Below are 26,126 nucleotides of genomic sequence, written 5' to 3' on the forward strand. Positions count from 1 at the left end.
CGAACCAACTCCCCCTTCTTAAACTGTTGTTGATACACCTCACAGCAGCACAGTTGATCCGGACCGCGGACCAGGGGGAGATGCGGTGCACACAGGGCTGCACGGCCGGGGGGCGCTGTTCGACACCGATCCGCCCGGACTCGCGTCACGACTGGTCGGCCTGCGCCCGTACCAGCTGCGCGCCACACCCTACGAACACACCGAGGAACCGCCCTTCGTGGTCTTCACGGGCGGCCGGGGACTGGGCAAGACCGCCGTGCTCCTCGCCCTGCGCGAGGCCTACCGCGGACACACCCCGGTCGCCCTGATCGACGGCGAGGAGACGCAGTTCGCCGCCCCGCCCCCGGACCGCCCGGCCGAGTCCTGGTCACCGGTGGCGCAGGCGCTCACCACGGCCGCGGAACAGCTCGCCGAACCGGTGAAGGGCGCCGGGCGCATCGGCTTCCCGCGCCTGTCGTCCGGCCTGCTGGCGGTGGCGGCGGGCGGCTGGAGCGACCGCGACGTGCCCCGCATCCGGCAGGAGGCGGAGCGCATCCTGCTGCTGAGCGAGACCGAGTCCTGGCTGTCGGGATTCGCGGGGCGCTGGGTGAGCAAGGTGATCTCCAAGCTCGTCGCGTCCATGAGCGGGACCGGCCCCGTGGTGGAGCCCATCATCGAGGCGACCCTGGAGGCCTTCACGGAAGGCGTCTCCCCGGCCCACCGCCGGCTGCGCAGGGCCGCCACCTGGTACCGCGACTACCCGAACGCGGGCGGCAGCCCCAAGCTCGCGCTGATCCTGCTCTCCCGGCACTTCCGGGCGGGCGGCGACTCCCGCAGACACGCCGAACGCCATCTCGTACGCGCCCTGCTGGCCGACCTCGACGACGCGTACGCGGGCGTCGTCCAGCGCTCGCACCGGCGGGGACGCCCGGTCCTGCTGATCGACAACGTCCAGGAGCCCGCGGGCCTCGGACTCCTGGAACCGGTCCTGCGCGACCGTGCCGACGGCATCAGGGACCAGGCCGTGTTCTTCGCCACGCTACGGGGCGACGCGCATCCGGCGCTGCGCAACGCGGGCCGCCTCTCCCTGCCCGAGACGGCGCGGGCCACCGGCTGGCGCCCCGGCACCTCGCCGTCCTCGCGCGCCCTGCTCGTCCCGCTGCCGCCGCTGACCCCCGACGACACCCTGCACATCATGGACACCGCGTCCGGCGGCCCCGGTGCCGGACCCGCGGCCCCGGCCGCCGTACCGCCCCACCTCCCGCACGCCACCCACCGGCTGACGGGCGGCAGTCCGCTCGGCATCACCCTGCTGGCCGCCTCGGTCCGGCAGAACCTGCCCGAGGGCGCCGACTCGCTGGGCACACTGCTGACCGCCGACATCGCCCCGCAGGAGGACCAGGCCGGCCGCCCCGCCTATCAGGAGCTCCTCGGCCGGCTCGTCCCCGGCGGCCGGCTCGACGAGCTGACCGTGCTGGCCGCGGCCCACGACCGTGACTCGGCGTGCTCGCTCGCCCAGTCGCGGCTCCCGGAGGACTTCGGCCCGTCCGGTGTCCTGGACCTGGAGGAACGGCTCGCGTCGGAGGGCTGGGCGACAGCGGCCGGACAGTTCGTCGGCGACCCGTTCCTGCGCGCGCTCCTGCTGCTGAGGCTGCACCACGACGACGCGGACCACGAAGGATGGCGGGCGGTGCACCGCGCCCTCGTCGACCACTACCAGGACCTCGGCGAGACGGCCCCGGCGGACAGCGACCGCTATCGGCTGCACCACGAACTCGCCCTCGGGAAAGCGGACTTCGCGGTGGCGCATCTGCGGGACACCTTCCCCCGCTCCGACACCCGCGGCTGGCTGTCCACCCTGCTCTTCATCGCCTCCGCGCCCTACTACCACGCCCATGATCCGGACGGCCGCGACTTCGGGGGCCACGACCACCGCGCCTCCGTCGCCCTCGGCCGTACGGACGCCGCGCACCGCCCGCCGGAGGGCGTGGACCCCGTACTGCATCTGCGGGTAAGGCGGTTGCTGCACGCCGTGTGGCAGCTCACCGACCCCTTGGTGCTGCCGGACCCGAGGGTGGCCGAGCGGCTGCGCTTCGAGCTGGAGCAGCTCTCGAACCTGCGGCCCGCGGGCAACGCCCTGCTGTGGCGGGCCTCTCGCGACTGGCCGGCCGACGCCCTGGCCGGCCGGCCGCTGCGCGTCCCGGACGACGAGGACGGAGGACGGTGATGGCCCGCTTATGGGTGTGGCTGCGCGAGGACATCTGGGAGATTCGTTTCCGCAGGTATGTCGCGCTGACCCTCGCCGCCGCCCTCGTGGGCCTCGGCGTGTGGGGCGGCATGACGGCGGCGAAGGTCGACCGGTCGTGCGCGCCGGGGGTCGTCCAGCCGAAGGACGGTGACGAGTGCGTCGGCGTCTCCTGGACGGCGTACGCCTTCGGGCGTTCGCGGTTCACCGAGACCGTGCGGGCGATCAACCGCGAGAACCACCGCCTGGCTCCCGGCAGTTACGTCACCGTCGCCCTGCTCGAACCCTTCACCGCGACCGACGCCGACAACCTCGCCGACGTCCTTCACGAACTCCAGGGCGCCTACCTGGCCCAGTACCAGGCCAACCACGACACGACCGGGCTGAAGCCGAAGATACGGCTCGTGCTCGCCAACCCCGGCGCCACCGGAGCCTCCTGGCGGCACACGGTCGACCAGCTCGACCGGATGACCAAGGGCCCGGACCGGCTGCGCGCGGTCACCGGGGTCGGGGTGAGCACCGACAACAACAAGAAGGCGGTCGCGGAGCTGACCCGGCGGGGCATCCCGGTGATAGGGAGTTCGATCACCGCCGACAGCCTCGCCAACGGGCAGGGCGGCAAGGACCCCTTCCCCGGGCTCGCCCGTGTCTCCCCCACCAACACCGACGAGGCACGCGCCCTCGCCTCCTTCGCCAAGGTGTCGGCGGTCAACGCCTTCCTGGTCTACGACCGGACCGGCGATCCCTACACACGCACGCTCCAGACGTCGTTCGAGAAGATGCTCAAGGGCGCGCGCTCCGAGGCCCAGCCGTTCACCCCGCCCGCCGACCGCAGCAAGGAGGGAAGCACCGCCAACGTCTTCGCGCAGATCGCCAACATCCTGTGCAACACGCCGAAGACCACGAACACCGTCCTGTTCGCCGGCCGGCACACCCAGTTGCGGCAGTTCATCAACGCGCTGGGCGCCCGGGGCTGCTCCGACCGCCGCTTCACCGTACTCACCGGCGACGAGGGCTCGTACCTCGCCGGTGACAAGGACCTCGACCCGGCCGCGCTGAAGGACCCGCTGCTGACCGTGCGCTACACGGCCCTCGCCCATCCGGACGCCTGGCCGAAGGACGGCGCGAAGACCGGCGGCAGCGCGGCCGACGCGAAGGTGCTCGGGCGGCTGCTGGCCGGCGCCGCGCGGGAGCCGGTCGGCCCCATCGGCCCGGTGGCCCTCGACGACGGCCAGCTGATCATCGCGTACGACGCCATGCGGCTCGCGGTGCGCGGTGTCCGCGGGGCCTCGCCGACCGGGCGGATCCCCGCGCTCGCGGACGTCGGTCTCCAGTGGCCCCAGGTGAAGGGCGCCCAGCTCCGGGTGAACGGGGCGAGCGGGTGGATCTGCCTGGACGTCCACGGGAATCCGTACGACAAGGCCGTGCCGATCGTGGAACTGACCCACGACAGCCGCGCCCGCTTCGTGAAGATCGCCTGGCCGGACGGCAGACCACCGGCCGCCCAGTGCCTGCCGCCGTCCTAGGGTCTTCGGTCTTCGTGTTCCGGGCGGGTCAGACTCCCGCGTAGGAGTGCTTGCCGCCGACGAAGATGTTGACGCCGTAGTAGTTGAACAGCCAGCAGCCGAAGGCGATCAGGGCGATGTAGGCGGCCTTGCGGCCCTTCCAGCCGGCCGTGGCGCGGGCGTGCAGGTAACAGGCGTAGGCGACCCAGGTGATGAACGCCCAGGTCTCCTTGGGGTCCCAGCCCCAGTAGCGGCCCCAGGCGTCGCCCGCCCAGATCGCGCCCGCGATGATCGTGAAGGTCCACAGCGGGAAGACGGCGGCGTTCACGCGGTAGGAGAACTTGTCGAGCGAGGCCGAGGCGGGCAGCCGCTCCATGACGGAGGTGGCGAACCGGCCGGGCTCTCCGCCCTTCTCCAGCTTGTTCTCGTACGAGTCCTTGAAGAGGTACAGCACCGTGCCGACGGCGCCCACGTAGAAGACGGCGCCGCACAGGATCGCGGTCGAGACGTGGATGTACAGCCAGTACGAGTGCAGCGCGGGGACCAGCTGGTCGCTCGCGGTGTACAGGACGGTGACCGCGAGACCGAGGTCGAGCAGGACCGTGGTGATCAGCGGGAGGCCGAGCCAGCGGACGTTCTTCTTCAGCGCGAGCAGGACGAGGAAGACCCCGACGGCGACGGTGGAGAAGGTGATGTTGAACTCGTACATGTTGCCCCAGGGGGCACGCCGCACCGACAGGGCGCGGGCGAGCACTCCGGCCGCCTCGACGCCCCAGGCGAGCACGCTGAGGGACACGGCGATCCGCCCGTACAGGTCGCCCTGCTCGTCCCCGCCGTGCGCGCCGGGCCCGTCGGGCACGTCCCGCGCGCCCGCCGCGGACCGGGTGACGACCTTCGGCCGTTCCAGCACGGTGGTGCCGCCGGCCTTGCGCACGGCGACCTCGGGGGCCGCCGCGGCCGTCTTCGCGCCGTCAGCGGTGAGCGCGCTGGCGGTGCGGGCGACCTTGCTGCGGCTGCCGAAGAGCCACTCGGCGATGAAGGCGAAGAAGGCCAGGGTGTAGACGGCCATCGCGGAGTAGATCAGCGTGTTGCTGATGTTGGCGAGGTGTTCGTTGGTCGCGGTGGCCAGTTCGGTCACGGCGCCCAGGTCGTGTGCGGTGGCGAGCGTCACGGCTTCTTGGACCCTTCAGCGGCGGGTACGGGGGGTTCGGCGTCGGCGTCGGTGGGTGCCGCGTCTTCGTCGGGCTTGGTGGGGGCCTGTTCGTGCACGAGCGCGGCCAGGTCGCCGAGCTCCTCGGGAAGCTTCGCGGACTCGCTGCGGCCGAGCCCGGCCATCTCGACGACGGTGACACCGTCGTCGCCGGTGGTGGCCCGCACCCAGACGCGGCGGCGCTGGATGAACAGCGAACCGGCGAGTCCGAGGATCGCGGTGAACGCCCCGGCCAGCGCCCAGTCACTGCCGGGCTGCTGGGTGACCTGGAAGTTCGCCCACTCCTTGATGTCCTTGTCGAAGGTGATCGAACCGGCGCCGTCCGGCAGGGTCATCGTCTCGCCGGGCCGCAGCCGCGACTTGACGATCTCGCCCTTGGCGTCCTTGAACTGCTTCATGTGCGTGGTCTCGAGCTGGTACACGTTCTGCGGCAGGCCCGCGTCGACCCCGAGGCTGCCGTGGAAGCCGCTCAGCGCGAGCACCGGGTAGTCGAGCGCGGGGAACTGGGAGAACATGTCGCCCTTGCCCGCCCCGGCGAAGGTCGGCACGAAGAAGGCGGAGAAGCCGAGCTGTTCGCTCTTGCCCTGCGCGTTCCTGTAGCCGTCCATGACCTTGACGGCGCCCTGCGAGGTGACGTTCGAGTCGAGCGGCAGCAGCGGCACGGCGTCGTGGAAGACGACCTTGCCCTTGCCGTCCCGGACGGTCACGGTGGGCGCGTAGCCGTGGGCGGTCAGATAGACCTTCGTGTCGCCGATCTCCAGCGGCTCGTTGACCTTGACGAGCGTCTTGCGCTCCTTGCCGTAGGCGCCCTCGCTGTAGGTGATCGCCGCCTGGTACGTGCGAGGGGTGCCCTTGTTGGGACCGGTCCGCTCGTAGGTGCCGGTGAAGTTCTTCAGGTCGAAGCTGAACGGTGTCAGGTCGTCGGTGCTGAAGAGGTTGCCGGACTTGAAGTCGTCGTAGGACAGGAGCGTGTTGGAGAAGCCGTCGCCCTCGACGATCAGCTTGTCGCCCTCGGACTTGAAGAGCTGGCCCCAGGCGAAGGCGACGAGCATCACGATCAGCGCCATGTGGAAGAGCAGGTTGCCGGTCTCGCGGAGGTAGCCCTTCTCGGCGGCGACGGCGTCCTTGTCGACGTGCGCCCGGAACCGCTTCTCCTTGAGCACCTTCAGCGCGATCTCGCGGACCTGCTCGGGCTCCGCCGCGGTGCGCCAGGTCGTGTACGCGGGCAGCCGGGTGAGCCGCCTGGGGGCGCCCGGCGGACGACCGCGCAGCTGTCCGACGAACTGCCAGGTGCGGGGCACGATGCAGCCGATGAGCGAGACGAACAGCAGGATGTAGATCGCGGAGAACCACACCGAGCTGTACACGTGGAACAGGCCGAGCCGGTCGTAGAGCGGGCCGAGCACGCTGTGCGCGTCCTTGAACTCCTGCACCTTCGCCGCGTCGGTGCCGGACTGCGGGATCAGCGATCCGGGGATGGCGCCGAGCGACAGCAGGAAGAGCAGGATCAGCGCGACCCGCATCGACGTGAGCTGGCGCCAGATCCAGCGGGCCCAGCCGGTGACCTCGCGGCCTGTCCAGGCGATCCATCCCAGGGCGCCGGGGGTGCGCGCGCCGCCGAAGGAGCCGGGCACCGCCGTCTCCACGGGCGCGGTGGACAACTGCGACCCGGCCTCGCCGAGTTCGCCGTCGGCGCTCACCCCGATGTGCCGCTTGGTGCTCGCCGGGTCCGGCGTGCCGTCGTCGCCCGGCGTCGCGGCGGACTCGGAGGTGTTGCCGGTGTCGGTCGTGCTCATGGATCAGATCCCTACCGTGAAGCCGTCGGACCAGGTCTGCGCCTGCTGCACGATGCCGTCCCAGGCACCGGTCAGCAGGAGGAGCCCGGTCACGATCATCATTCCGCCGCCGATCCGCATCACCCAGGCGTAGTGACGCTTCACCCAGCCGAACGCGCCGAGCGCCTTGCGGAAGGCGACCGCGGCGAGGACGAAGGGCACTCCCAGTCCGAGGCAGTAGGCGACCGTCAGTATGGCCCCGCGCCCGGCGCTCGCCTGGTCCATGGAGAGCATGTTGACGGAGGTGAGTGTCGGGCCCAGACACGGCGTCCAGCCGATGCCGAAGAGCGCGCCCAGTACCGGCGCCCCGGCGAGCCCGGTCACCGGCCGCCGGTGGAAGCGGAACTCGCGCTGGGTGAGCCAGGGCATCAGCCCCATGAAGAACACGCCCATCGCGATCATCAGCGCGCCGAGGATCTTGCTGAGCGTTCCGTTGTACTCGTGCAGCGTCGAGCCGAAGTAGCCGAACAGCGCGCCGCCGGAGACGAACACGGCGGTGAAGCCGAGCACGAACAGACTGGCCCCCGCGACCATCCGCCCCCGTCGGGCCTCCGCCAGGTCCGTGCCGCTGACCCCGGTGACGTACGACAGATAGCCGGGTACCAGCGGCAGGACGCAGGGCGAGAAGAAGGAGACGAGCCCGCCGAGCACGGCGATGGGCAGCGCGAGCAGCAGGGCGCCGCTGTAGACCGTGGTGTTCATGTCGGTCGGGGCGGCGAGGGTCACGGAGGTCTGGAGAAGGGACACGTCGGTCACTTCTCCGCGAGGACGGGGTCGAGCATCTCGTGCAGCTTGTCCTCGCTGAGCGCCTGGAGCGTGCGGGCCGCGATCTTCCCGTCCCGGTCGATGATGATCGTGGAGGGGATCGTCTGCGGGTTGAGCGTGCCCTTCTTGAAGCGGAGCATCAGCTTGCCCGTCGGGTCGTACAGGCTGGGGTACGGGACGCCCTGCTGCTTCTCGAAGGCCTTGGCCGGGGAGGTGCTGGGGTCACGGGTGTTGATGCCGACGAACTGCACGCCCTGGGCGGCGGTCTCCTTGGCGACCTTGACGAGGTTCGGCGTCTCGGCGCGGCACGGCGGGCACCAGGAGCCCCACACGTTCAGGACGACGACCTTGCCCCTGTAGTCCGCGACGTCGAGCTGCTTGCCGTCGATGGTCTCGCCGGAGAGGTCCGGGGCGGTGTCCCTGGACCCCTTGGCGACGGCGGAGATGCCGTCCTTGCCGGGGACGAAGTTGCTGTTGCCCGCGCCGCCGGAGGTACCACCGGAGGTGCACGCGGACAGCACGAGCGCGGCGACGGCGGCCCCCGCGGCGTACAGGGCGGCGCGGGTGCGGTTCGGGCGCTGGTCTGCGCGGCAGGCGGCACTCATGTGAAAAGTTTCGCATGCCCGTTTCGGGGATCTTCCGCACCCCCCTTGCGGGTGGAAACCCGCATTTCAGGCAGCCTGTCCCCGAAGGTAGCGGTGCCAGCCCCCGGCGGGCTCCTCGGCCACGTCCATCGCCTGGAGTTTGGCCAGCACCTCGGGGCGCTGGACGTCCAGCCAGTCCACGAACTGCCGGAAGGAGACCATGCGTACGTCGGAGCCCTTCTGCTTCTCCCGGGCGATGTGGGTGAAGACGTGCTCGACGGCGTCCATGTAGATGCCGCCGTTCCACTCCTCGAAGTGGTTGCCGATGAAGAACGGCGCCCGGTTCGTCTCGAATGCCCGCTTGAATCCCGCCACGTACGACGCGGAGGCCTGCGTACGCCAGCCCGGGTAGTTGTACGAGGGCGCCCGGGTGGTGGCGACGGACTGGTTGGCGAGGATGTTGTAGTCCATCGAGAGGACCTCGAAGCGGTGCCCGGGGAAGGGCATCGCCTGCAGGGGCAGGTCCCACAGCCCTTCCTTCTTCTGCGGCCAGCGCTGGACACCGCCGGGCGAGGAGGCGTCGTAGCGCCAGCCGAGCTCCTTGACGGCGGGCAGCAGGCTGTCCTGGCCGAGCAGGCACGGGGTGCGGGCGCCGATGAGCTCCTTCTCGTAGTCGAAGGGCAGCGGGGGCAGGTCGGTCCAGCCCGTGTTGGTGCGCCACTCGGTGACGAAGGACTTGGCCTGCTCGATCTCGCTGGCCCACTGCCGGGCCGTCCAGTTGCCGACCGAGCCGGAGCCTCCGCAGAAGTGGCCGTTGAAGTGGGTGCCGATCTCGTGGCCGTCGAGCCAGGCCTGACGGACCAGCTTCAGGGTGGAGCGGACGTGGCCGTCGCTCAGATACCCGATGTCCGAGGCGCCGCGGGGGTTGTTCGGCGGGTCGTAGAGGCGCTTCTTCGACTCGGGCAGGAGATACAGCCCGGAGAGGAAGAACGTCATGTGCGCGTCGTTCTCCCTGGCGAGCTGGAGGAAGCGGTCGAACAGACCGGTGCCGACCTCTCCCGCTCCGTCCCAGGAGAAGACCACGAACTGCGGCGGGGTCTGGCCGGGTTCGAGCGGGACGGGAGCCAGCGGCTGGCGCGGCTGCTTGCCGGTGTAGGCGGTGGACCCGTCGCCGATGAGACGCACGGCCGGCTTCTTCGGGGCGCCCGGGCGGCCGGTGCCGGCCGTGGCGGAACGGTCGGGACGCTTCGTGGCGTCCTTCCCCGAGGTGGTGCCGCACGCGGCGAGTCCGAGCGCGGTCGCGGCACCCGCACCGAGGCCGATCATTCCCCTTCGGCTGACGTCCCGCATACGGTCCTCATTTCATCGCACCCTCTCAGCTGGCTCTCAGCTGGCATCCCATGAGAGGGCACGATGAAGACAGAGGTTCCGTTTAACGCGCGCAGATTTATATGATTTTACGAAGATGCGCCCGTTTGGACCGGGTCTGGATTTCGCCCGTCAGGCTCCGAACGCCTTGCTCTTGCCCGGCACCGGCTTGGCGCCCGCCAGGAGATGAGCCGGAACCAGATCGCGCGCGGGCTCGGTGTAGCCCACCGATACGATCTTGTCGCCGCGGTAGGTGAACGTGGTCAACGAGGCCAGGGTGCACTGCCGCTTGCGCGGGTCGTGCCAGAGCCGCCGCTTCTCCACGTAGCTGCGGACGATCCAGATCGGCAGCTGATGACTCACCAGCACCGCCTCGTGGCCGCGCGCGGCGTCCTTGGCGGCGTCCAGCGCCCCCATCATGCGGACGACCTGGTCCACGTACGGCTCGCCCCAGGACGGCTTGAAGGGGTTGACGAGGTGCTTCCAGTTCTCCGGCCGCCGCAGCGCGCCGTCACCGACACCGAAGGTCTTGCCCTGGAAGACGTTGTCGGCCTCGATGAGCCGCCCGTCCGTCGCCAGGTCGAGCCCGTGGGCCTTCGCGATCGGCGTGGCCGTCTCCTGCGCCCGCTCCAGCGGCGAGGCCACGACGTGCGTGACATCGCGCGAGCTGAGGTGCTCGGCCACCCGGTCGGCCATCTGCCGCCCGAGCTCGGACAGGTGGTATCCGGGCAGCCGCCCGTAGAGCACCCCGTCCGGGTTGGCGACCTCGCCGTGCCGCATCAGGTGGACGACGGTGATGTCCCCGGCGCCGTTCGTGCCGCTGGTCCCGCTCATGCCGTGGCCTCCGCCGCTGCCCGCGCCGCCGCCGGAAGGGCGTCGGCGATCCTCTGAACCGCCTGGTCGTCATGGGCCGTCGACACGAACCACGACTCGAACGAGGACGGCGGCAGGTAGACACCCTGCGCCAGCATCGAGTGGAAGAACGCGGTGTAGCGGAAGGACTCCTGCGCCTTCGCGTCCTCGTAGTCACGCACCTCACGTCCCGTGAAGAAGACGGAGAACATGTTGGAGGCGCTCTGCAGGCGGTGGGTCACACCCTCCTTGGTGAGCGCCTCGGTCACCAGCGTCCGGATCCGCTCCGACACCGCGTCGATCGTGTCGTACGCGGCCTGGTCGAGCAGCCGAAGCTGCGCGAGCCCGGCGGCGGTGGCGACGGGATTGCCCGAGAGCGTGCCCGCCTGGTACACCGGCCCGGCCGGCGCGAGGTGCGCCATCACGTCCGCGCGGCCACCGAACGCGGCGGCCGGGAAGCCGCCGCCCATGACCTTGCCGAAGGTCATCAGGTCCGGACGCACACCGTCGATCCCGTACCAGCCCGCCCTGCTGGTGCGGAAGCCGGTCATCACCTCGTCCGAGATGTACAGGGCGCCGTTCTTCGCGCAGGCGTCCTTGAGACCCTGGTTGAAACCGGGCGCGGGCGGCACCACACCCATGTTGCCGGGCGAGGCCTCGGTGATCACACAGGCGATCTCGCCGGGGTGCGCGTGGAACGCGGCCTGCACGGCTTCGAGATCGTTGTAGGGCAGGACGATGGTGTCGGCGGCCTGGGCGCCGGTGACACCGGGCGTGTCGGGCAGCGCGAAGGTCGCGACCCCGCTGCCCGCCGCGGCGAGCAGCGAGTCGACATGGCCGTGGTAGCAGCCGGCGAACTTGATCACCTTCGTGCGCCGGGTGAACCCGCGGGCCAGCCGGATGGCCGACATGGTCGCCTCGGTACCGCTGGAGACGAGCCGGACCTGCTCGACGGGCTCGACGCGGGCGACGATCTCCTCGGCGAGGACGACCTCCCCCTCACCGGGCGTACCGAAGGACGTACCGCGCGCGACGGCGTCCTGAGCGGCGGCGACGACCTCGGGACGGGAATGCCCGAGGATCATCGGACCCCAGGAACAGACGAGGTCGACGTACTCACGGCCGTCGGCGTCGGTCAGATAGGGACCGGTACCGGACACCATGAACCGGGGCGTACCGCCCACGGCGCGGAAGGCGCGCACCGGAGAATTCACGCCACCTGGTGTGACGGCCGCCGCACGGTCGAACAGCGACTGCGAGGCTGGGGCTTCGTAGGGATAAGGCAGTTCGGTCATGACCTGCGACGTCTCCGACTCCGGGGGGCTAGTGACCTCCTCAGGGTAGGCCAGGGGTTCCGGTGGACCGCGAGGGGAAGAGCGGGACGCCGTGAACGGACGGCCCCGGCCCGACGTACGCCTCCACAGAGGAATGATCCCGGCCATCGCCGGGCCGGTGTGACGGAGCCCGGTACGACAAGCGGGTCCCATCCCCCGGCCATCTGCGAAACTGGGACCAGAACGGACAGCTCACATGAACGACGGTGTTCAGGGGCCGCGAAGATCCCGCGGACAGGTGTTTCGGCGTACGTTTCGGCGTGCGACCGTGGGGGAGGTCACTGTCACGATGATCGGGTTGCGTGGCGGGGGTCTCGCGACTTAGAAAAGCAGTCGGGTGGAGATATGCATCGCGGTGGACTGGGCGAGGGGACCGACGACCTCAACCCTCGGCGTGCCCGGCGGGGGAAGCACCGGCGTGAGGCGGAGGAAGCCGCCGGCAGAGCGGGACAGGCACAGGGATCGGCGGGTGACCCCGACGAGCGGATCGATCGTGCGGTCGAACGACTGCGGGCGGAGAGCGGGAATGGTGGCCGAGTGGGGGTGACGTACAAATACTTCGGCGCGCCCGACGGCGCGACGGCCGCCAGGGTCCCGATCTCGATGCGCCCCGAAGAACTCGGCGGCGACGAACTCGGCATGAACGGCATGTTCACCAAGATCAAGCCGGAGACGATGGCCGCGATGGTCCTCACCGGCATAGAAGGCGTCCCCCTGAACAAGGTTCCGCCTCTGGAGCTTGTCGTCCTGCACCCCGACTACGCCGTGGTCAAGCTCCCGATGACCGTCGTCGACCCGCTGCGCGGCCTGGGCGAGGAAGCCGTGGGCGCGGCGGCCTTCATCTGGTCCACCGTCCCGGACCGGGGCGGCCCACGGGACGCCTTCAACGTCTACCAGCTCCTGCACGAGTGGCAGGACTTCTCGCACCGCCTGCACGAGGCGGGGCACCAGCCTTACTGCCTGGTGTGGCCCTGATCCGGGGTTCCTGAGCAGCGGGCGGGGTTTCCGGACCCCGCCTTTTTCATGCCCCGGGGCGCTCGCGGACGATCACCGGCCCGCGGCGCGGAGCACCCCTGGTGGCTTGCGGCGCGGAGACCCGGGGACCTCCGGTGGTCCGCGGCGCGGCGGCCCGGGACCCCCGGTGGCTTGCGGCGCGGAGACCCGGACCCCCGGTCGCCCGCGACGCGGAAAACCGGGGACCCCCGGCTACATCCCGCCCGCGACCCGCAGGACCGCTCCCGTCGTGAACGAGGCGTCGTCCGACAGGAGCCAGGCCACCGCACCGGAGATCTCCTCGGGCCGGCCCGCGCGGCCCATGGGGATGACGTCGGCCATCCAGGCCGGGCGCTGCGGGTCCTCGTGGAAGTCGGTCCAGACCACACCCGGGGCGACACCGTTCACGCGGATGCCGTGCGCCGCCACCTCCTTGGACAGGCCGACGGTCAGGGCGTCGACGGCCGCCTTCGCCGCCGCGTAGTGGACGTACTGCCCCGGACTGCCGAGGGTCGCCGCCGCGGACGAGATGTTGACGATGGCACCCCCGCCGGACGCGGTCATCTCCCGTACGGCGCGACGCGCGCAGAGCAGATAGCCGAGGACGTTGACCGCGAGGGCGCCCCGCATGCCGTCGGGGTCCGCGTCGGCCAGCGGTCCGTTGGGTCCGCTGACGCCCGCGTTGTTCACCAGCCCGGTGACCGGGCCGAGTTCGGCGGCCGCCGCGTCGAAGAGCCCGTCGACCGCGGCGGCGTCGGAGGTGTCCACGGCCACCGTCAGACAGCTCCGGCCCGCGTCCGTGACGGCGTCCGCCACCTTCTCGGCCGCCGCACGGTCGGACCGGTAGCCGATGACGACGTCATGGCCCTCCAGGGCCAGCCGCCGGCAGACGGCGGCGCCGATCCCGCGGCTGCCGCCGGTCACCACCGTGATCCTCCGCCCGTTCCCCACGATCACCGCTCCTCACCACGCGAACCACCAGGTGACGCCAGAGGGCGCCACTCCCGCGCTGCCACGCTACCTTCAGCGGCCGCCAGGACATGACCCACCCATGGCTCGCCCATGGCTGTCCCACGACTCACCCACGACTCACCCACGACAAGAGCCTTCAGGGGAACGGGATCTGACGGTGAGCCCCTCGCACGGCGCATCCGGCGAAGCAGACGTGTCGCCGCCGATCGGGTCATCCGAAGAACACCGCTCAGGGCGGCTCCCCTCTGGATGCGCACGGCGAATCGGCAGGTCAGAGAGGTCGGACCGCCCTGGGCCGGTCGTCACGGCGACCGGAGGACGGGCCCTCGGCCATGGGCCGGGCGAGCTTCCCGGGTGGTGCGCTCGCCGCATCGGATTGACGGTGGATCACGTCGCACCGGGTTTTCGCCTGCTGACAAGAGGTCAGCTGCCTGGTTCTGACGGAAGGACTCCCACAATGCGATCTGCCCGCATGCTCCTGGCCGCTGCGACGGCCACCGCCGCTCTCGCGATCGGCGCCCCCGGCGCGTACGCAGCCGCGACCGGCGACTGGGACCACGGCGACTCCTCTTCCTCCTCCTCTTCCTCCTCCGGCAAGGAGAAGGAGGACTCCGGGTACGGCAAGGAGAAGGAGGACTCCGGATACGGCAAGGAGAACCAAGACTCCGGATACGGCACCGAGCACGGCAAGGACACCGACAGCGACCACGGCAAGCCCACCTGGCACCACCAGAAGCCGGAAGGCGGCGTGCACACCGGCGGCGGCGCTCTGACGTCCCTCAAGACGGACGACTCCACCAAGGGCGACAAGAAGTACGACCCGGAGACCTACAAGGACAAGGACTCCTCGAGCTCCGACCACAGCAGCGGTTCCTGGGACTCCGGGACGGACAAGGGCTCGTGGGACTCGGGCAGCAAGGAGTCCGGGGACAGGCCGCACGGCGGCGTGCACACCGGCGGCGGCGGTCTCGCCACGAGCTCCGGTGTCACGGCCGGCGGAGTCGGCGTCCTGGGCCTCGCGGCCGCGGGCGTGTACATGCTGCGCCGTAGGAGCTCCGCGGGTGGTGTGGCCTGACCATGCCTGACGACATAGCGGTCCGGGCCGCCACCCCCTCACCCCGTGGCGGCCCGGCCGGTCCCTCCTCCGGCTCCTGACGGCCTTGCCGGCGTTGCCGCTCTTGCCGCTCTTGTGCTCTTGCTGCTGTTGCTGCTGTTGCCGGTCCTTCTGCTGTTGCCTGTCCTGCCGCTCCTGCTTCCCCCCGCTTGCTCGCCTTGTTGTTCTTCCCGCCGCTCCCGCCCAGTCCGCTCCGCTGCCCCGACCCGATGAGGTGGTGCCCGATGGCAGCCCGGTTGTCCTCTCCCGCCGAGACCCCGAACCCGTCACCCGAGCGGACCTTCCGGCGTCGCGCCACCTGGGTCGTGTGGTGCGCCGGTCTCGCGGTCCTCGTGGCCACGAACGTGCTCCACCGCCAGGACCAGTCGTCCGGCCCCGCCTCCCCCGCCGCGGCGGCCCCGGCGCACGCGCACGCGCAGGCGCCGGTGTCCTCGGCCTCGCCCTCGAACGACCGCCCGGCGGCGAGGCATCTCCCGCGGGCCGAGCCGACCCGGCTGCACATCCCGAAGATCTCGGTGGACGCGCCCTTCACCGACCTCTCCATCGACGCCACGGGCAAGCTCGAAGCCCCGCCCGCGAACGACACGAACATGGTCGGCTGGTTCGCCAAGGGCGTCTCCCCCGGTGAGGTGGGGACGGCGATCATCGCCGGGCACGTCGACACGAAGACCTCCGCCGCCGTGTTCGCCGGCCTCGGAGACCTCAAGATGGGCGACAAGTTCAGCGTCGAACGGTCCGACGGCCGGACGGCGTCCTTCGTCGTCGACAGCGCGGAGACCTTCGCGAAGGACGCCTTCCCCGACGACAGGGTGTACGCCGACACGCCCGACGCCGAGGTCCGCCTCATCACCTGCGCCGGCACCTACGACCATGCCGTCAAGGACTACACCGACAACCTGGTGGTCTTCGCCCATCTCGTCTGACCGGGCACCGGCACCGCCCCCGACTCCCCGAACCGGCGACGAACCCCTTCCGCTCGGCGCACTCGTGATGCGCGACCAGCAGGTCTTAACGCAAGCTTGACGCCCGAGACCCATGGACGCTCGGGCCCATGGATCACTCTCTGCATACGCTGATGGGCGCCGTCTCCTCGATGGCCGGAACCGTTCGAAGAGACGTACGTCAGGAGAGTCACCGATGGCCAGCACCGAGCCCGCCCCGCCGAGTCGCTTGCGGGCGTGGATGCTGGAGGGCCTCTCCGACATGGGCAAGGGCAAGGGCCGCCAGCTGCCGCGGCCGTCCACCGAGCCCGCGCCCGTGCACAAGGGGCAGCGCTGGTGGCGCGTCATGTGCCTGACCGGCGTCGACTACTTCTCCACCCTCGGCTACCAGCCCGGCATCGCCGCCCTCGCGGCCGGACTGCTGTCCCCCATCGCGACCATCGTGCTCGTCATCGTCACTCTGGCGGGGGCGCTGCCCGTCTACCGCCGGGTCGCGGAGGAGAGCCCGCACGGCGAGGGCTCCATCGCGATGCTGGAACGCCTGCTCTCCTTCTGGAAGGGCAAGCTGTTCGTCCTCACCCTGCTCGGCTTCGCCGCCACCGACTTCCTGATCACCATCACCCTCTCGGCGGCCGACGCCTCCACCCACCTGGTGGAGAACCCCCATCTGAACGACGCCCTGCACGACAAGCAGATGGTGATCACCCTGTTCCTGGTGGCCCTCCTGGGCGCGGTCTTCCTCAAGGGCTTCCTGGAGGCGATCGGCGTCGCGGTGGTCCTGGTGGCCATCTACCTCGGGCTCAACGTCGTGGTCGCGGTGTCCGGAGTCTGGCAGGTGATCACCCACGAACACGTCGTCACCGACTGGACCGCCGCCCTGACCGCCGAACACGGCAACGTCTTCGCGATGATCGGGGTGTCCCTGCTGGTCTTCCCGAAACTCGCGCTCGGCCTGTCCGGCTTCGAGACCGGTGTGGCGGTCATGCCGCACGTGGAGGGCGACCCCGGCGACACCGAACAGAAGCCGGCCGGCCGTATCCGCGGCGCGAAGAAACTGCTCACGACGTCCGCCGTGATCATGAGCGTCTTCCTGATCGTGACCAGCTTCATCACCACCGTGCTGATCCCGGAGAAGGAGTTCGAGCCGGGCGGCCAGGCCAACGGCCGCGCCCTCGCCTATCTGGCGCACGAGTACCTCGGCAACGCCTTCGGCACCGTCTACGACGTCTCCACGATCGCCATCCTGTGGTTCGCCGGCGCCTCCGCCATGGCCGGGCTGCTCAACCTCATGCCGCGCTATCTCCCGCGCTACGGCATGGCCCCGCACTGGGCCCGCGCCGTCCGCCCCATGGTGATCGTCTTCACCCTGATCGCGTTCCTGGTCACCTGGATCTTCGACGCCGACGTCGACGCGCAGGGCGGCGCGTACGCGACCGGTGTCCTCGTCCTGATCAGCTCCGCCGCCATCGCGGTCACCATCGCCGCCCGCAAGGCCCGCCAGAAGCACTGGGCCATCGGCTTCGCGGTCATCTCGGCGGTCTTCCTCTACACGACCGTCGTGAACGTCATCGAACGCCCCGACGGTGTGAAGATCGGCGCCTGCTTCATCGCCGGCATCATGCTCGTCTCCTTCCTCTCCCGGCTCGCCCGCGCGTTCGAACTGCGCGTGACCAGCATGACCATGGACGACATGGCCGAGCGGTTCGTACGGGACATCGCGAGCCGGCGGATCCGCTTCATCGCCAACGAGCCCGACAAACGCGACATCACCGAGTACCGCGAGAAGATCGAGCAGATCCGCGCCGACCACGACCTCCCGCCCCAGGAGGACTTCGTCTTCCTGGAGGTCACCGTCGGCGACCCCTCCGAGTTCGAGTCCGTCATGAACGTACGCGGCGAGGTGCTGCACAGCCGCTACCGCGTCATCACCCTGGAATCCGCCTCCATCCCCAACGCCCTCGCCGCCCTGCTGCTCTACGTCCGCGACACCACGGGCGGCATCCCGCACATCTACTTCGAGTGGACCGAGGGCAGCCCCTTCACCAACTTCCTGCGCTTCTTCCTCTTCGGCCAGGGCGAGGTCGCCCCCGTCACCAGGGAAGTCCTGCGCGAGGCCGAACCCGACCGCGCGCGCCGGCCGCGGGTGCACGTCGGCTGACCCTCCCGGCCGGGACCCTCCCGGGCACGTCCGACACGCTCCGACACACCGCGGAGAGGTGAGAGGCCGGTATGAAGGCCCGTCGCGGACCCGCTCACCAGGTCGCACACCGCCGACGGCTTGGCAGACTGGTCGGGTGCCCCAGAACGTACTGCTCGCCGAGGACGACCGCGCCATCCGCCATGCCCTGGAAAGGGCACTGACACTGGAGGGCTACACGGTGACGGCCGTGGCGGACGGGGTGGAAGCGCTGGCCCAGGCCCACCGCACCCCGCCGGACGTCCTCGTCCTCGACGTCATGATGCCCGGCATCGACGGCCTCCAGGTGTGCCGCGTGCTGCGCGCCGAGGGCGACCGCACCCCGATCCTGATGCTCACCGCGCTCGTCGAGACCGCGGACCGCATCGCCGGGCTCGACGCCGGGGCCGACGACTACGTCGTCAAGCCGTTCGACGTCGAGGAGGTCTTCGCCCGGCTGCGCGCCCTGCTGCGCCGCACCGGGAACGGCGCCCTCGACGACGCGCCGACGCCCGCGCCCCGCGAACCCCGGACGTCCGGTGCGCAGATCTCCGCGGCCGGGCTGCGCATGGACATCCAGGCCCGCCGTGTCTGGCGCGGCCGGCGCGAGCTGGAACTGACCCGCACCGAGTTCGAGCTCCTCGAACTGCTCGTCCGCAACGCGGGCATCGTCCTCGACCACTCCACCATCTACGACCGGATCTGGGGCTACGACTTCGGCCCCGGCTCCAAGAACCTCGCCGTGTACGTGGGCTACCTGCGGCGCAAGCTCGACGAGCCGGGCGCTCCGGCGCTGATCCACACCGTGCGGGGCGTGGGATACGTCCTGAGGGAGGACTGAGTGCGCCGACGGCTGCGGCAGGTGTCCTCGCTGCGGGCCACCTTCACCGTGTCCTTCGCGGCCGTCGCCGCCGCCGTCACGGTCCTGGTCGGGTTCCTGAGCTACGACGCCGCCGCGCGGCTGGTGCGGGTCGACCAGCAGACCGTGTTCGCCGAGGTGGTGCAGGACCTGCGCGACCAGGTCCGCGAACATCCCCTGCACCCGGACGACTTCGCGTCCTCGGACCCGGACCACGACGGGCCCCTCGACGACATCATCCGGCCCAGCCGCACCGACGTGCAGGTGCTCGGGCCCGGCGGCGCGATCGTCGGCCCCGGCGTTCCGCCGCTGCCCGTGGACGGCCACGACCGGAAGGTCGCCGACGCCGCCGAGGCGGGCGGGCTGATGGAGCACAAGGACGTCGACGTCACCGGCGACCGCTACCGGCTGGCGACCGTCTCGCTCGGCGGCGGACGGGGTGCGGTGCAGGTCGCCCAGCAGTTCAGCGACACCGAGGACCTGCTCCGGGAGCTCCAGCAGCGCACGGTGCTGCTCGTCGGGGCCGTCGTGATCGCAGCCGGGCTGTTCGGCTGGTGGCTGGCCCGGCGCATCACCCGGCGCCTGGTGCGGCTCGCCGGGGCCGCGGAGGACGTGGCGCGCACCGGACGTCTCGGCATCCAGGTGCCGGTCACCGGGCACGACGAGGTGGCCCGGCTCGGCCGGTCCTTCGACCGGATGCTCGGCCGTCTCGCCCAGTCCGAGGAGGACCAGCGCCGCCTGGTCCAGGACGCGGGACACGAACTCCGTACGCCGCTGACCTCCCTGCGTACGAACATCTCGATGCTCCGCAGGATCGACGAGCTGCCGCCCGACGCCCGCGAGGAACTCGTCGCCGACCTGGCGCTGGAGTCCCGGGAGCTGACCGACCTGGTCAACGAACTGGTCGCCCTCGCGGCCGGCCGGTCGGACACCGAGCCCGTGCGGCGGCTCGACCTCGCCGAACTCGCCGAGGACGTCGCGGTCGTCGCGCGCCGCCGCACCGGCCGGGACATCACCGTCCGGGCCACCGGCGACACCGCGGTCGACGGCCGCCCGACCGCCCTGCAGCGCGCGGTCTCCAACCTCGTGGAGAACGCCACCAAGTTCGACCGGGGCGGGACGGCGCCGATCGAGGTCGTGGTGACGGGCCCGGCCCGGCAGCCGGCCACACCCCCCGCCGGCGTCCCCGCACACCCCACGAGCCCCAAGAGCCCTACGAGTTCAGCCTCCTCCGCCACGACGGCGGGCTCCACCGGCCGCCACGCACCGGTCCGCGTCGAGGTGCTCGACCGGGGACCCGGCATCGGCGACGACGACCTCGTGCGCGTCTTCGACCGCTTCTACCGGGCCGCCGACGCCCGCAGCCTCCCCGGCTCGGGCCTGGGCCTGTCGATCGTCCGCGAGATCTCCGCGGCCCACGGAGGCACCCCGTTCGCCCACCCCCGGGAAAACGGCGGCACGGTGATCGGCTTCACGGTCGAAAGCGCCGAGGCACCCGACTGACCGAAGCCCCCGCGGGTCCGGTCCGGCGGCTGGGTCGGGACCGCGCGTGAAGGTCCAGCCCCTCCGGCGTTCGAGGAGCGAGGTCCGGGGCGGAGCCCCGGGGTGGGTCGCTACGCCCGCAGCGCCGCGAGCTGCTCCTCGAAGGGAACCACGCGGAAACCGTCCGCCCGGCCAGGCGCAGGCTGGGCCGGTACAGCCGCTTCGGGCCCGCCCCGAACCGCCCCCGAAGGGGCTGCCGAGGCCGAGGCGCCTCGCGTCGAAGGGACACTCAGCGCTGTCATCAGGGCAAGCAGCTCACCCGCCGCTCGTTCGATCCGCTCGGCAAGCCCCTCCACCCCCCAGTCCTCCGAAGCCGCGTACACCCCGGTCGGCACGACCACCGCCCGCAGATAGGCGAACAGCGGCCGCATCGCGTGTTCGAGGACCAGCGAGTGCCGCCCGGTCCCCCCGGTGGCCCCGATCAGCACGGGCTTGCCCGCCAGCGCGTCCTTGTCGAGCACGTCGAAGAACGACTTGAACAGCCCGCTGTACGAGGCGGAGAACACCGGCGTGACGACGATCAGCCCGTCCGCCGAGGTCACGTCGTCGATCGCGGCGGACAGCGCCCGTCCGGGGAAGCCGTTGGTGAGGTTGTGCGCGATCTCGACGGCGAGGTCACGCAGTTCGACGACTCGCAGATCCACCGCTCCGGGCGCCCGGCCGGCGGTCGCGGCCGCCAGCCGGTCGGCCAGCAGCCGCGTGGACGACGGAACACTCAGCCCCGCCGAGACGACGACGAGCTTCATACGGCGGTCACCTCTTCCTTGGCGGCGGCCACCCGGGCCGCGTGGGTCGGCGCGTCCGGCACGTCGGCCGGCCGGTTCTTGGCGAACTCCTCGCGCAGCACCGGCACGACCTGTTCGCCGAGAAGGTCGAGCTGCTCCAGGACCGTCTTGAGCGGCAGCCCGGCGTGGTCCATCAGGAACAGCTGGCGCTGGTAGTCACCGGCGTACTCGCGGAAGGCCAGCGTCTTCTCGATGACCTGCTGCGGCGAGCCGACGGTCAGCGGCGTCTGCTCGGTGAAGTCCTCCAGCGAGGGCCCGTGCCCGTAGACCGGCGCGTTGTCGAAGTACGGCCGGAACTCCCGTACGGCGTCCTGCGAGTTGGCCCGCATGAACACCTGGCCGCCGAGGCCGACGATCGCCTGCTCGGCCGTTCCGTGCCCGTAGTGCGCGTACCGCTCGCGGTAGAGCTCGATCATCTTCTTGGTGTGGTCGGCGGGCCAGAAGATGTTGTTGTGGAAGAAGCCGTCGCCGTAGTACGCGGCCTGTTCCGCGATCTCGGGCGATCGGATGGAGCCGTGCCAGACGAACGGCGCGACTCCGTCCAGCGGACGCGGGGTCGAGGTGAACGACTGGAGCGGCGTACGGAACTTGCCCTCCCACGTCACCACGTCCTCGCGCCACAGGCGGTGCAGCAGCGCGTAGTTCTCGACGGCGAGGTTGATGCCCTGCCGGATGTCCTTACCGAACCAGGGATAGACCGGCCCGGTGTTGCCGCGGCCCATCATCAGGTCGACCCGGCCGTCCGCGAGATGCTGGAGCATCGCGAAGTCCTCGGCGATCTTCACCGGGTCGTTGGTGGTGATCAGCGTCGTGGACGTGGACAGGACGAGCTTCTCGGTCCGTGCCGCGATGTAGCCGAGCATCGTGGTCGGGGACGACGGCACGAACGGCGGGTTGTGGTGCTCGCCGGTCGCGAAGACGTCGAGGCCGACCTCCTCGGCCTTCAGCGCGATGGCGACCATGGCCTTGATGCGCTCGTGCTCGCTCGGCTCCCGGCCCGTGGTCGGGTCCGGTGTCACATCGCCGACGCTGAAGATCCCGAACTGCATGGTCGCTCACCCTCCATCTTGTTGACTGTTCAACTATACCCTCGAACCACCACCCCACCCCAGGTATTCCGACACCACACCCCGGCACCGCGTCCAGGCACCGCCGACCCCCGCGCTCCGGCACCGCACTCCAGCACCGCCGACAGCCCACCCCGAAAGGGCCACGCCACCACCGCACCACACAGGTCGCCCCACCCCGAAAGGGCCATGCCACCCACCGCACCGCACCGCACCGCACCGCACCGCACCGCACCGGTCGGCACACCCCTCCGAAATCCCGCTTGACCGCACCGCACTCCATGCCCGACATTTATCTGCGTGACACAGATACTGCACGACGCACATGAAGTGACGGAGCACCCGCCCGCCCCCGTCCGCTGGGCGATCCTCGGCGTCGTCCTCGCCGCCGACGTCCTCGACCTCCTCGACGGCACCATCACCAACATCGCCGCCCCGACCATCGCCCGCGACCTCGGCGGCGGCACCGCCCTCATCCAGTGGCTCGGCGCGTCCTACGCCCTCGCACTCGGCGTCCTGCTCGTGCTCGGCGGACGGCTCGGCGACAAGTACGGCCGCCGCCGGCTCTTCCTGACCGGCCTCGCCGGCTTCACCGCGGCCTCGGCCGTCTGCGGCCTCGCGCCCACACCGGCAGCCCTCGTCGCCGCCCGGCTCCTCCAGGGCGCGTTCGGCGCGCTCGTCATCCCCCAGGGCTTCGGCATCCTCGGAGCGACCTGGCCCCGGGACCAGATCGGCAAGGCCTACAGCCTGTTCGGACCCGTGATGGGCCTGTCCGCCGTCGGCGGCCCGGTCCTCGCCGGACTCATCGTCGACGCCGACCTCGCCGGTCTCGGCTGGCGCCCGATGTTCCTCATGAACATCGCCCTCGGCGGCGCCGCACTCCTCGCCGCCGCCCGCCTGCTCCCCCGCGACACCGGCGACCGCGCGACCACCGTCGACATCCCCGGCTCCGCCCTCCTCGGCGCCACCATGCTCGCCCTGCTCACCGGCCTCATCGAAGGCTCCGCCCACGGCTGGAACGCGGTCCCCTTCCTGCTCCTGCTCACCGGTCTCGCGCTCTTCGCGGGGTTCTGCCACCGCCAGCGCACCGCGCCCAGCCCGCTGATCCAGCCCTCCCTCCTGCACAACCGCGGCTTCACCTCGGGACTGGTCCTCGGCACCGTCTTCTTCGCCGCGGTCGCCGGCCTCCTCTACGTCCTCTCTCTCTTCCTCCAGCAGGGCCTCGGCCGCTCCCCCGCGGCTGCCGCGCTCGCCCTGACACCCCTGTCCGCGGGCATCGTCATCGCCTCGATCGCCTGCTACCGCCTGATCGCCCGCCTGGGCCGCCGCCTCGTCCTCATCGGCTTCCTCGTCACCCTCGCCGGGACGGCCCACCTCCTCGCCCTGATCACCGTCTCCGGCACGGACACCGGCGGCTGGGCCCTGGTCCCCCCGCTGCTCGTCATCGGCCTCGGCATGGGCGCCTGCTTCGGCTCGCTGTACGACGTCACCATCGGCGACATCGCACCCGCGGAGGCCGGCAGCGCGGGCGGCTCACTCGGCGCGGTCCAGCAGCTCGCCAACGCGATCGGAGCCGCCGCCGTCACCACCGTCTACTTCCGGACCGACGGCGGCGGGACCCACGCCACCACCGTGAGCCTCACCGTCGTGGCCGCCATCGCCCTTCTCTGCTGCCCCCTCGTACGCCTGCTCCCGCTCAAGGCACCGGAGCAGCACCACTAGGGCCAGACCCCTCAGCGCCTGTCCGGCGATCCCCGGGCGTTCCACGGGGCCGCCGGCTAGGGCACGAGGACCAGCCGGCCCCGCAGTCCGCCCTCCGCGAGCCGCGCGTGCGCCTTGACGGCCTCGTCGAGCGCGTACGTCCCGGCGACCCGGGTCGTCAGCGCCCCCTCGTCGACGAGCGCCACCAGCTCCGCGAGCCGGGCCCCGTCGGCGGCGACCTCCACCGCGCTCGTCCGCACCCCGCGCACGGACGCCGGGTGGGCCCCCGGGATGACGCCCATGAACGCGCCCCCGTCCCGCACCCACTCCAGCGCCTCCGCGCCCAGGATCGCCGCGTCCAGCACCGCGTCCACACTCCGCGGAGCCACCCCGTCCGACACGAACCGGTCCGCCCCCAGGGACCGTACGAGCTGCTCGTCGCCCTCGCGGGCCAGCGCGGTCACGCTCACCCCGAGCCGGGCGGCGAGCTGCACGGCATACCCGCCGACCGCCCCCGCGGCACCGGTGATCAGCAGGTTCCGCCCCGGCTCCAGGCCCAGCCCGTCCAGGGCCTGGGCCGCGGTCAGCGCGTTGAGCGGCAGGCTCGCCGCGTGCACCACGTCGACCGAGCGGGGCGCCGCGGCCACCGCGTCGGCGTCGACGACCACGAGATCGGCGTGCGTGCCGAGGGTCTTGGCGGTCCCGTACGCCAGCGCCACCACCTCGTCACCCACGGTCCACCCCGAGGCGGCCCCGACCGCCTCCACCACACCCGCCACGTCCCAGCCGAGCCCCAGCCGCTTCCCCGCGCCCCCGAAGACACCGGCGCGCACCCCGGCGTCCACGGGGTTGACCCCGGCGGCCGCCACCTTGATCCGCACCTGCCGGGCCCCCGGCTCCGGCAGGGCGACCTCGACGATCTCCACGGCCTCCGGACCACCGAACGACGACACAACCGCTGCACGCATCCCAGCTCACCCCATCTACAGGTCATCCACGGGTCTCTTTCCCGCTGCAACAACCCTAGGAAGAGCTACTATCCATTGGTAAGTAGGCACCTGAAGGTGCGTACGTCACCCGGAGGTGAGTCATGGCGACCACGACGGCGGCCCAGCGGCGCCACCAGGCCCGCGTCGAGTACGACGCGTTCCTCAAGAGCTGCCCCACCAACCAGCTCCTGGACCGCATCAGTGACAAGTGGGTCAGCCTGATCGTGAGCGCGCTCGCCCAAGCGGGCGGACCGATGCGCTACAGCGACCTCGGCCGCAAGATCGCCGGAGTGAGCCCCAAGATGCTGACGCAGACCCTGCGTTCCCTGGAGCGCGACGGCATCCTCTCCCGCACGGTCACCCCGGCGGTGCCGGTCCGCGTCGACTACGAACTCACGACGCTCGGCACGAACCTGAGCTGCCTGCTCACCGCCGTCAAGGACTGGGCGGAGCACCACATCGAGGAGGTCGTCGAGGCCCGCGAGCGCTACGACACCTCGTCCGAGGCGTCCTGAAGATCCCCGGACCGCAGCCGCGCGACCTGCTCGGCACTGAGGTCGACCGTGCGCCGCATGTGCCCGATGATCAGGGCGACCTCGTCGTCGTCGAGCCCGTCGAACAGGCCGTACCACCCGGAGCCGAGCCGCTCCCACATCCGCCCGAACTCGGCGATCCTCTCCGGCACGGTCGCCACCAGCACCCGCCGCCGGTCGACCACATCGCGCTCCCGCACGACATAGCCGGCCTTCTCCAGCCGGTCCACCAGCCTGGTGGCCGACCCCGTCGTGAGCCCCGTCATCTCGGCGATCCGCCCGGTGGTCACGGGCCCGTCCTCCAGGCTGAGCAGGTTCACGCACTGCACGTCCGTCGGATGCAGCCCGAGGTGGTCGGCGAGCGCCTGGTTGAACAGCGCGTACGAGGCCATGTACCGCCGCGAGACGACCGCCAGCTCCCCCAGCAGCCGCCCCCGAGAATCCCCGCCGATGGCCATACGGCCCCTTTCACCAGCCCGGCCAGAATCGTACGCCGCCCGCCCCACACCCCCGGAAACACGCACCCGCCCCCCAAGCGTTTCCTAGCCCCCTCCACCCCTACCCGACCCATACCCGGGGCTCCGCCCCAGCCCCGCTCCTCAAACGCCGGAGGAGCTGAAATCCGAACCGGCCACCACAACGCACCCGCACCCGAGATCCGACGCGAGGGGCCGTGCCGGTACATCGATGCCCGTCGCCACCGACGCCCACGCCTCACCCAACGGCGACGGGCTGATGCACCGGCACGGCCCCGACCCACAACGCACCCGCACCGAC

At 71.1% G+C, this 26,126-nt stretch carries 22 protein-coding genes; 10 read left to right on the plus strand and 12 right to left on the minus strand.

The features are described 5' to 3' along the window. Positions 1 to 85 precede the first annotated feature (85 nt). Together ACF07B_RS17385 and ACF07B_RS17390 are read left to right on the plus strand one after the other, a co-directional pair. On the plus strand, positions 86 to 2,206 hold the full coding sequence (locus tag ACF07B_RS17385) for a hypothetical protein (RefSeq protein ID WP_392179512.1): 2,121 nt from the start codon (positions 86 to 88) through the stop codon (positions 2,204 to 2,206). Next, entirely contained in the window at positions 2,206 to 3,750 is a 1,545-nt protein-coding gene (locus ACF07B_RS17390) for an ABC transporter substrate-binding protein (RefSeq protein ID WP_369480644.1), read from the plus strand. Before ACF07B_RS17385 ends, ACF07B_RS17390 begins: the two co-directional genes overlap by 1 nt. A gap of 28 nt (positions 3,751 to 3,778) precedes the next feature. Here the strand turns inward: ACF07B_RS17390 and ccsB are convergent, their stop codons facing one another. From ccsB to hemL, 7 genes are all read right to left on the minus strand, one after another. Beyond that, positions 3,779 to 4,900, minus strand: coding sequence for a c-type cytochrome biogenesis protein CcsB (gene ccsB / locus ACF07B_RS17395; protein WP_369480645.1), 1,122 nt, complete (start codon positions 4,898 to 4,900; stop codon positions 3,779 to 3,781). Next, positions 4,897 to 6,735 carry a cytochrome c biogenesis protein ResB gene (locus ACF07B_RS17400; RefSeq protein WP_384233796.1) on the minus strand — a complete coding sequence of 613 codons (1,839 nt, stop codon included), beginning with the start codon at positions 6,733 to 6,735 and terminating at the stop codon, positions 4,897 to 4,899. The genes ccsB and ACF07B_RS17400 overlap by 4 nt, the downstream gene beginning before the upstream one ends. Positions 6,736 to 6,738: 3 nt before the next feature. Next, positions 6,739 to 7,476, minus strand: coding sequence for a cytochrome c biogenesis CcdA family protein (locus ACF07B_RS17405; protein WP_369480669.1), 738 nt, complete (start codon positions 7,474 to 7,476; stop codon positions 6,739 to 6,741). Positions 7,477 to 7,526: 50 nt separating this feature from the next. Next, the gene (locus ACF07B_RS17410) at positions 7,527 to 8,144 is read right to left on the minus strand and encodes a TlpA family protein disulfide reductase (protein ID WP_369480647.1); all 618 of its coding nucleotides are present in this window, start codon (positions 8,142 to 8,144) and stop codon (positions 7,527 to 7,529) included. 66 nt (positions 8,145 to 8,210) lie between these two features. Next, the gene (locus ACF07B_RS17415; RefSeq protein ID WP_392179513.1) at positions 8,211 to 9,473 is read right to left on the minus strand and encodes a hypothetical protein; all 1,263 of its coding nucleotides are present in this window, start codon (positions 9,471 to 9,473) and stop codon (positions 8,211 to 8,213) included. A gap of 150 nt (positions 9,474 to 9,623) precedes the next feature. After that, on the minus strand, positions 9,624 to 10,325 hold the full coding sequence (locus ACF07B_RS17420; protein ID WP_369480649.1) for a histidine phosphatase family protein: 702 nt from the start codon (positions 10,323 to 10,325) through the stop codon (positions 9,624 to 9,626). Next, the gene (hemL, locus tag ACF07B_RS17425; RefSeq protein WP_392179514.1) at positions 10,322 to 11,638 is read right to left on the minus strand and encodes a glutamate-1-semialdehyde 2,1-aminomutase; all 1,317 of its coding nucleotides are present in this window, start codon (positions 11,636 to 11,638) and stop codon (positions 10,322 to 10,324) included. Before hemL ends, ACF07B_RS17420 begins: the two co-directional genes overlap by 4 nt. Positions 11,639 to 12,214: 576 nt before the next feature. On the opposite strand from hemL, the gene ACF07B_RS17430 reads away from it, so the two are divergent. After that, positions 12,215 to 12,652 (plus strand): hypothetical protein, encoded by a 438-nt coding sequence (locus tag ACF07B_RS17430; RefSeq protein ID WP_326790851.1) that lies wholly within the window; start codon positions 12,215 to 12,217, stop codon positions 12,650 to 12,652. Positions 12,653 to 12,883: 231 nt separating this feature from the next. Here the strand turns inward: ACF07B_RS17430 and ACF07B_RS17435 are convergent, their stop codons facing one another. Next, positions 12,884 to 13,621 (minus strand): SDR family NAD(P)-dependent oxidoreductase, encoded by a 738-nt coding sequence (locus ACF07B_RS17435; RefSeq protein WP_369480651.1) that lies wholly within the window; start codon positions 13,619 to 13,621, stop codon positions 12,884 to 12,886. Between the two features lie 478 nt (positions 13,622 to 14,099). On the opposite strand from ACF07B_RS17435, the gene ACF07B_RS17440 reads away from it, so the two are divergent. The 5 genes from ACF07B_RS17440 (at position 14,100) to ACF07B_RS17460 (ending at position 20,235) form a co-directional block, all read left to right on the plus strand. Further along, positions 14,100 to 14,717 carry a hypothetical protein gene (locus ACF07B_RS17440; RefSeq protein WP_392179515.1) on the plus strand — a complete coding sequence of 206 codons (618 nt, stop codon included), beginning with the start codon at positions 14,100 to 14,102 and terminating at the stop codon, positions 14,715 to 14,717. Between the two features lie 263 nt (positions 14,718 to 14,980). After that, positions 14,981 to 15,679, plus strand: coding sequence for a class F sortase (locus ACF07B_RS17445; protein WP_392179516.1), 699 nt, complete (start codon positions 14,981 to 14,983; stop codon positions 15,677 to 15,679). A gap of 214 nt (positions 15,680 to 15,893) precedes the next feature. Beyond that, positions 15,894 to 17,855: an amino acid transporter gene (locus ACF07B_RS17450; protein WP_392179517.1), complete on the plus strand. Its 1,962-nt coding sequence runs from the start codon at positions 15,894 to 15,896 to the stop codon at positions 17,853 to 17,855. Between the two features lie 136 nt (positions 17,856 to 17,991). Beyond that, entirely contained in the window at positions 17,992 to 18,714 is a 723-nt protein-coding gene (locus ACF07B_RS17455) for a response regulator transcription factor (protein WP_392179518.1), read from the plus strand. After that, a complete protein-coding gene (locus ACF07B_RS17460; protein ID WP_392179519.1) occupies positions 18,715 to 20,235 on the plus strand; it encodes an ATP-binding protein in 1,521 nt (506 codons plus the stop codon). Between the two features lie 110 nt (positions 20,236 to 20,345). Here the strand turns inward: ACF07B_RS17460 and ACF07B_RS17465 are convergent, their stop codons facing one another. Then, complete coding sequence (locus ACF07B_RS17465) at positions 20,346 to 21,020, minus strand: FMN reductase (RefSeq protein WP_392179520.1); 675 nt, start codon at positions 21,018 to 21,020, stop codon at positions 20,346 to 20,348. After that, positions 21,017 to 22,108 (minus strand): LLM class flavin-dependent oxidoreductase, encoded by a 1,092-nt coding sequence (locus ACF07B_RS17470; RefSeq protein ID WP_369480658.1) that lies wholly within the window; start codon positions 22,106 to 22,108, stop codon positions 21,017 to 21,019. The genes ACF07B_RS17465 and ACF07B_RS17470 overlap by 4 nt, the downstream gene beginning before the upstream one ends. Positions 22,109 to 22,426: 318 nt before the next feature. On the opposite strand from ACF07B_RS17470, the gene ACF07B_RS17475 reads away from it, so the two are divergent. Further along, on the plus strand, positions 22,427 to 23,848 hold the full coding sequence (locus ACF07B_RS17475) for an MFS transporter (RefSeq protein WP_392179521.1): 1,422 nt from the start codon (positions 22,427 to 22,429) through the stop codon (positions 23,846 to 23,848). Between the two features lie 56 nt (positions 23,849 to 23,904). Here ACF07B_RS17475 and ACF07B_RS17480 read toward each other — a convergent pair whose 3' ends face one another. Next, on the minus strand, positions 23,905 to 24,795 hold the full coding sequence (locus ACF07B_RS17480) for an NADP-dependent oxidoreductase (protein WP_392179522.1): 891 nt from the start codon (positions 24,793 to 24,795) through the stop codon (positions 23,905 to 23,907). Between the two features lie 122 nt (positions 24,796 to 24,917). Between ACF07B_RS17480 and ACF07B_RS17485 the strand changes: the two genes are divergently transcribed. After that, positions 24,918 to 25,331 (plus strand): winged helix-turn-helix transcriptional regulator, encoded by a 414-nt coding sequence (locus tag ACF07B_RS17485; RefSeq protein WP_369480661.1) that lies wholly within the window; start codon positions 24,918 to 24,920, stop codon positions 25,329 to 25,331. On the opposite strand, the gene ACF07B_RS17490 is transcribed toward ACF07B_RS17485, so the two are convergent. Further along, positions 25,304 to 25,807, minus strand: coding sequence for a MarR family transcriptional regulator (locus tag ACF07B_RS17490; RefSeq protein WP_362405723.1), 504 nt, complete (start codon positions 25,805 to 25,807; stop codon positions 25,304 to 25,306). The two genes, ACF07B_RS17485 and ACF07B_RS17490, sit on opposite strands and share 28 nt — an antisense overlap. Positions 25,808 to 26,126: the final 319 nt, after the last annotated feature.

Source organism: Streptomyces sp. NPDC015532, from assembly GCF_043078065.1.
GTDB lineage: Bacteria > Actinomycetota > Actinomycetes > Streptomycetales > Streptomycetaceae > Streptomyces.

What these genes read in the sequence shown, in the direction of transcription:
- ACF07B_RS17445 (WP_392179516.1), top strand. Translation starts at nt 14,981, where the DNA reads ATGGCAGCCCGGTTGTCCTCTCCCGCCGAGACCCCGAACCCGTCACCC.
- ACF07B_RS17465 (WP_392179520.1), bottom strand. Translation starts at nt 21,020, where the DNA reads ATGAAGCTCGTCGTCGTCTCGGCGGGGCTGAGTGTTCCGTCGTCCACG.
- hemL (WP_392179514.1), bottom strand. Translation starts at nt 11,638, where the DNA reads ATGACCGAACTGCCTTATCCCTACGAAGCCCCAGCCTCGCAGTCGCTG.
- ACF07B_RS17415 (WP_392179513.1), bottom strand. Translation starts at nt 9,473, where the DNA reads ATGCGGGACGTCAGCCGAAGGGGAATGATCGGCCTCGGTGCGGGTGCC.
- ACF07B_RS17450 (WP_392179517.1), top strand. Translation starts at nt 15,894, where the DNA reads ATGGCCAGCACCGAGCCCGCCCCGCCGAGTCGCTTGCGGGCGTGGATG.
- ACF07B_RS17405 (WP_369480669.1), bottom strand. Translation starts at nt 7,476, where the DNA reads ATGAACACCACGGTCTACAGCGGCGCCCTGCTGCTCGCGCTGCCCATC.
- ACF07B_RS17420 (WP_369480649.1), bottom strand. Translation starts at nt 10,325, where the DNA reads ATGAGCGGGACCAGCGGCACGAACGGCGCCGGGGACATCACCGTCGTC.
- ACF07B_RS17470 (WP_369480658.1), bottom strand. Translation starts at nt 22,108, where the DNA reads ATGCAGTTCGGGATCTTCAGCGTCGGCGATGTGACACCGGACCCGACC.
- ACF07B_RS17485 (WP_369480661.1), top strand. Translation starts at nt 24,918, where the DNA reads ATGGCGACCACGACGGCGGCCCAGCGGCGCCACCAGGCCCGCGTCGAG.
- ACF07B_RS17400 (WP_384233796.1), bottom strand. Translation starts at nt 6,735, where the DNA reads ATGAGCACGACCGACACCGGCAACACCTCCGAGTCCGCCGCGACGCCG.
- ACF07B_RS17390 (WP_369480644.1), top strand. Translation starts at nt 2,206, where the DNA reads ATGGCCCGCTTATGGGTGTGGCTGCGCGAGGACATCTGGGAGATTCGT.
- ACF07B_RS17490 (WP_362405723.1), bottom strand. Translation starts at nt 25,807, where the DNA reads ATGGCCATCGGCGGGGATTCTCGGGGGCGGCTGCTGGGGGAGCTGGCG.
- ACF07B_RS17410 (WP_369480647.1), bottom strand. Translation starts at nt 8,144, where the DNA reads ATGAGTGCCGCCTGCCGCGCAGACCAGCGCCCGAACCGCACCCGCGCC.
- ACF07B_RS17480 (WP_392179522.1), bottom strand. Translation starts at nt 24,795, where the DNA reads ATGCGTGCAGCGGTTGTGTCGTCGTTCGGTGGTCCGGAGGCCGTGGAG.
- ACF07B_RS17440 (WP_392179515.1), top strand. Translation starts at nt 14,100, where the DNA reads ATGCGATCTGCCCGCATGCTCCTGGCCGCTGCGACGGCCACCGCCGCT.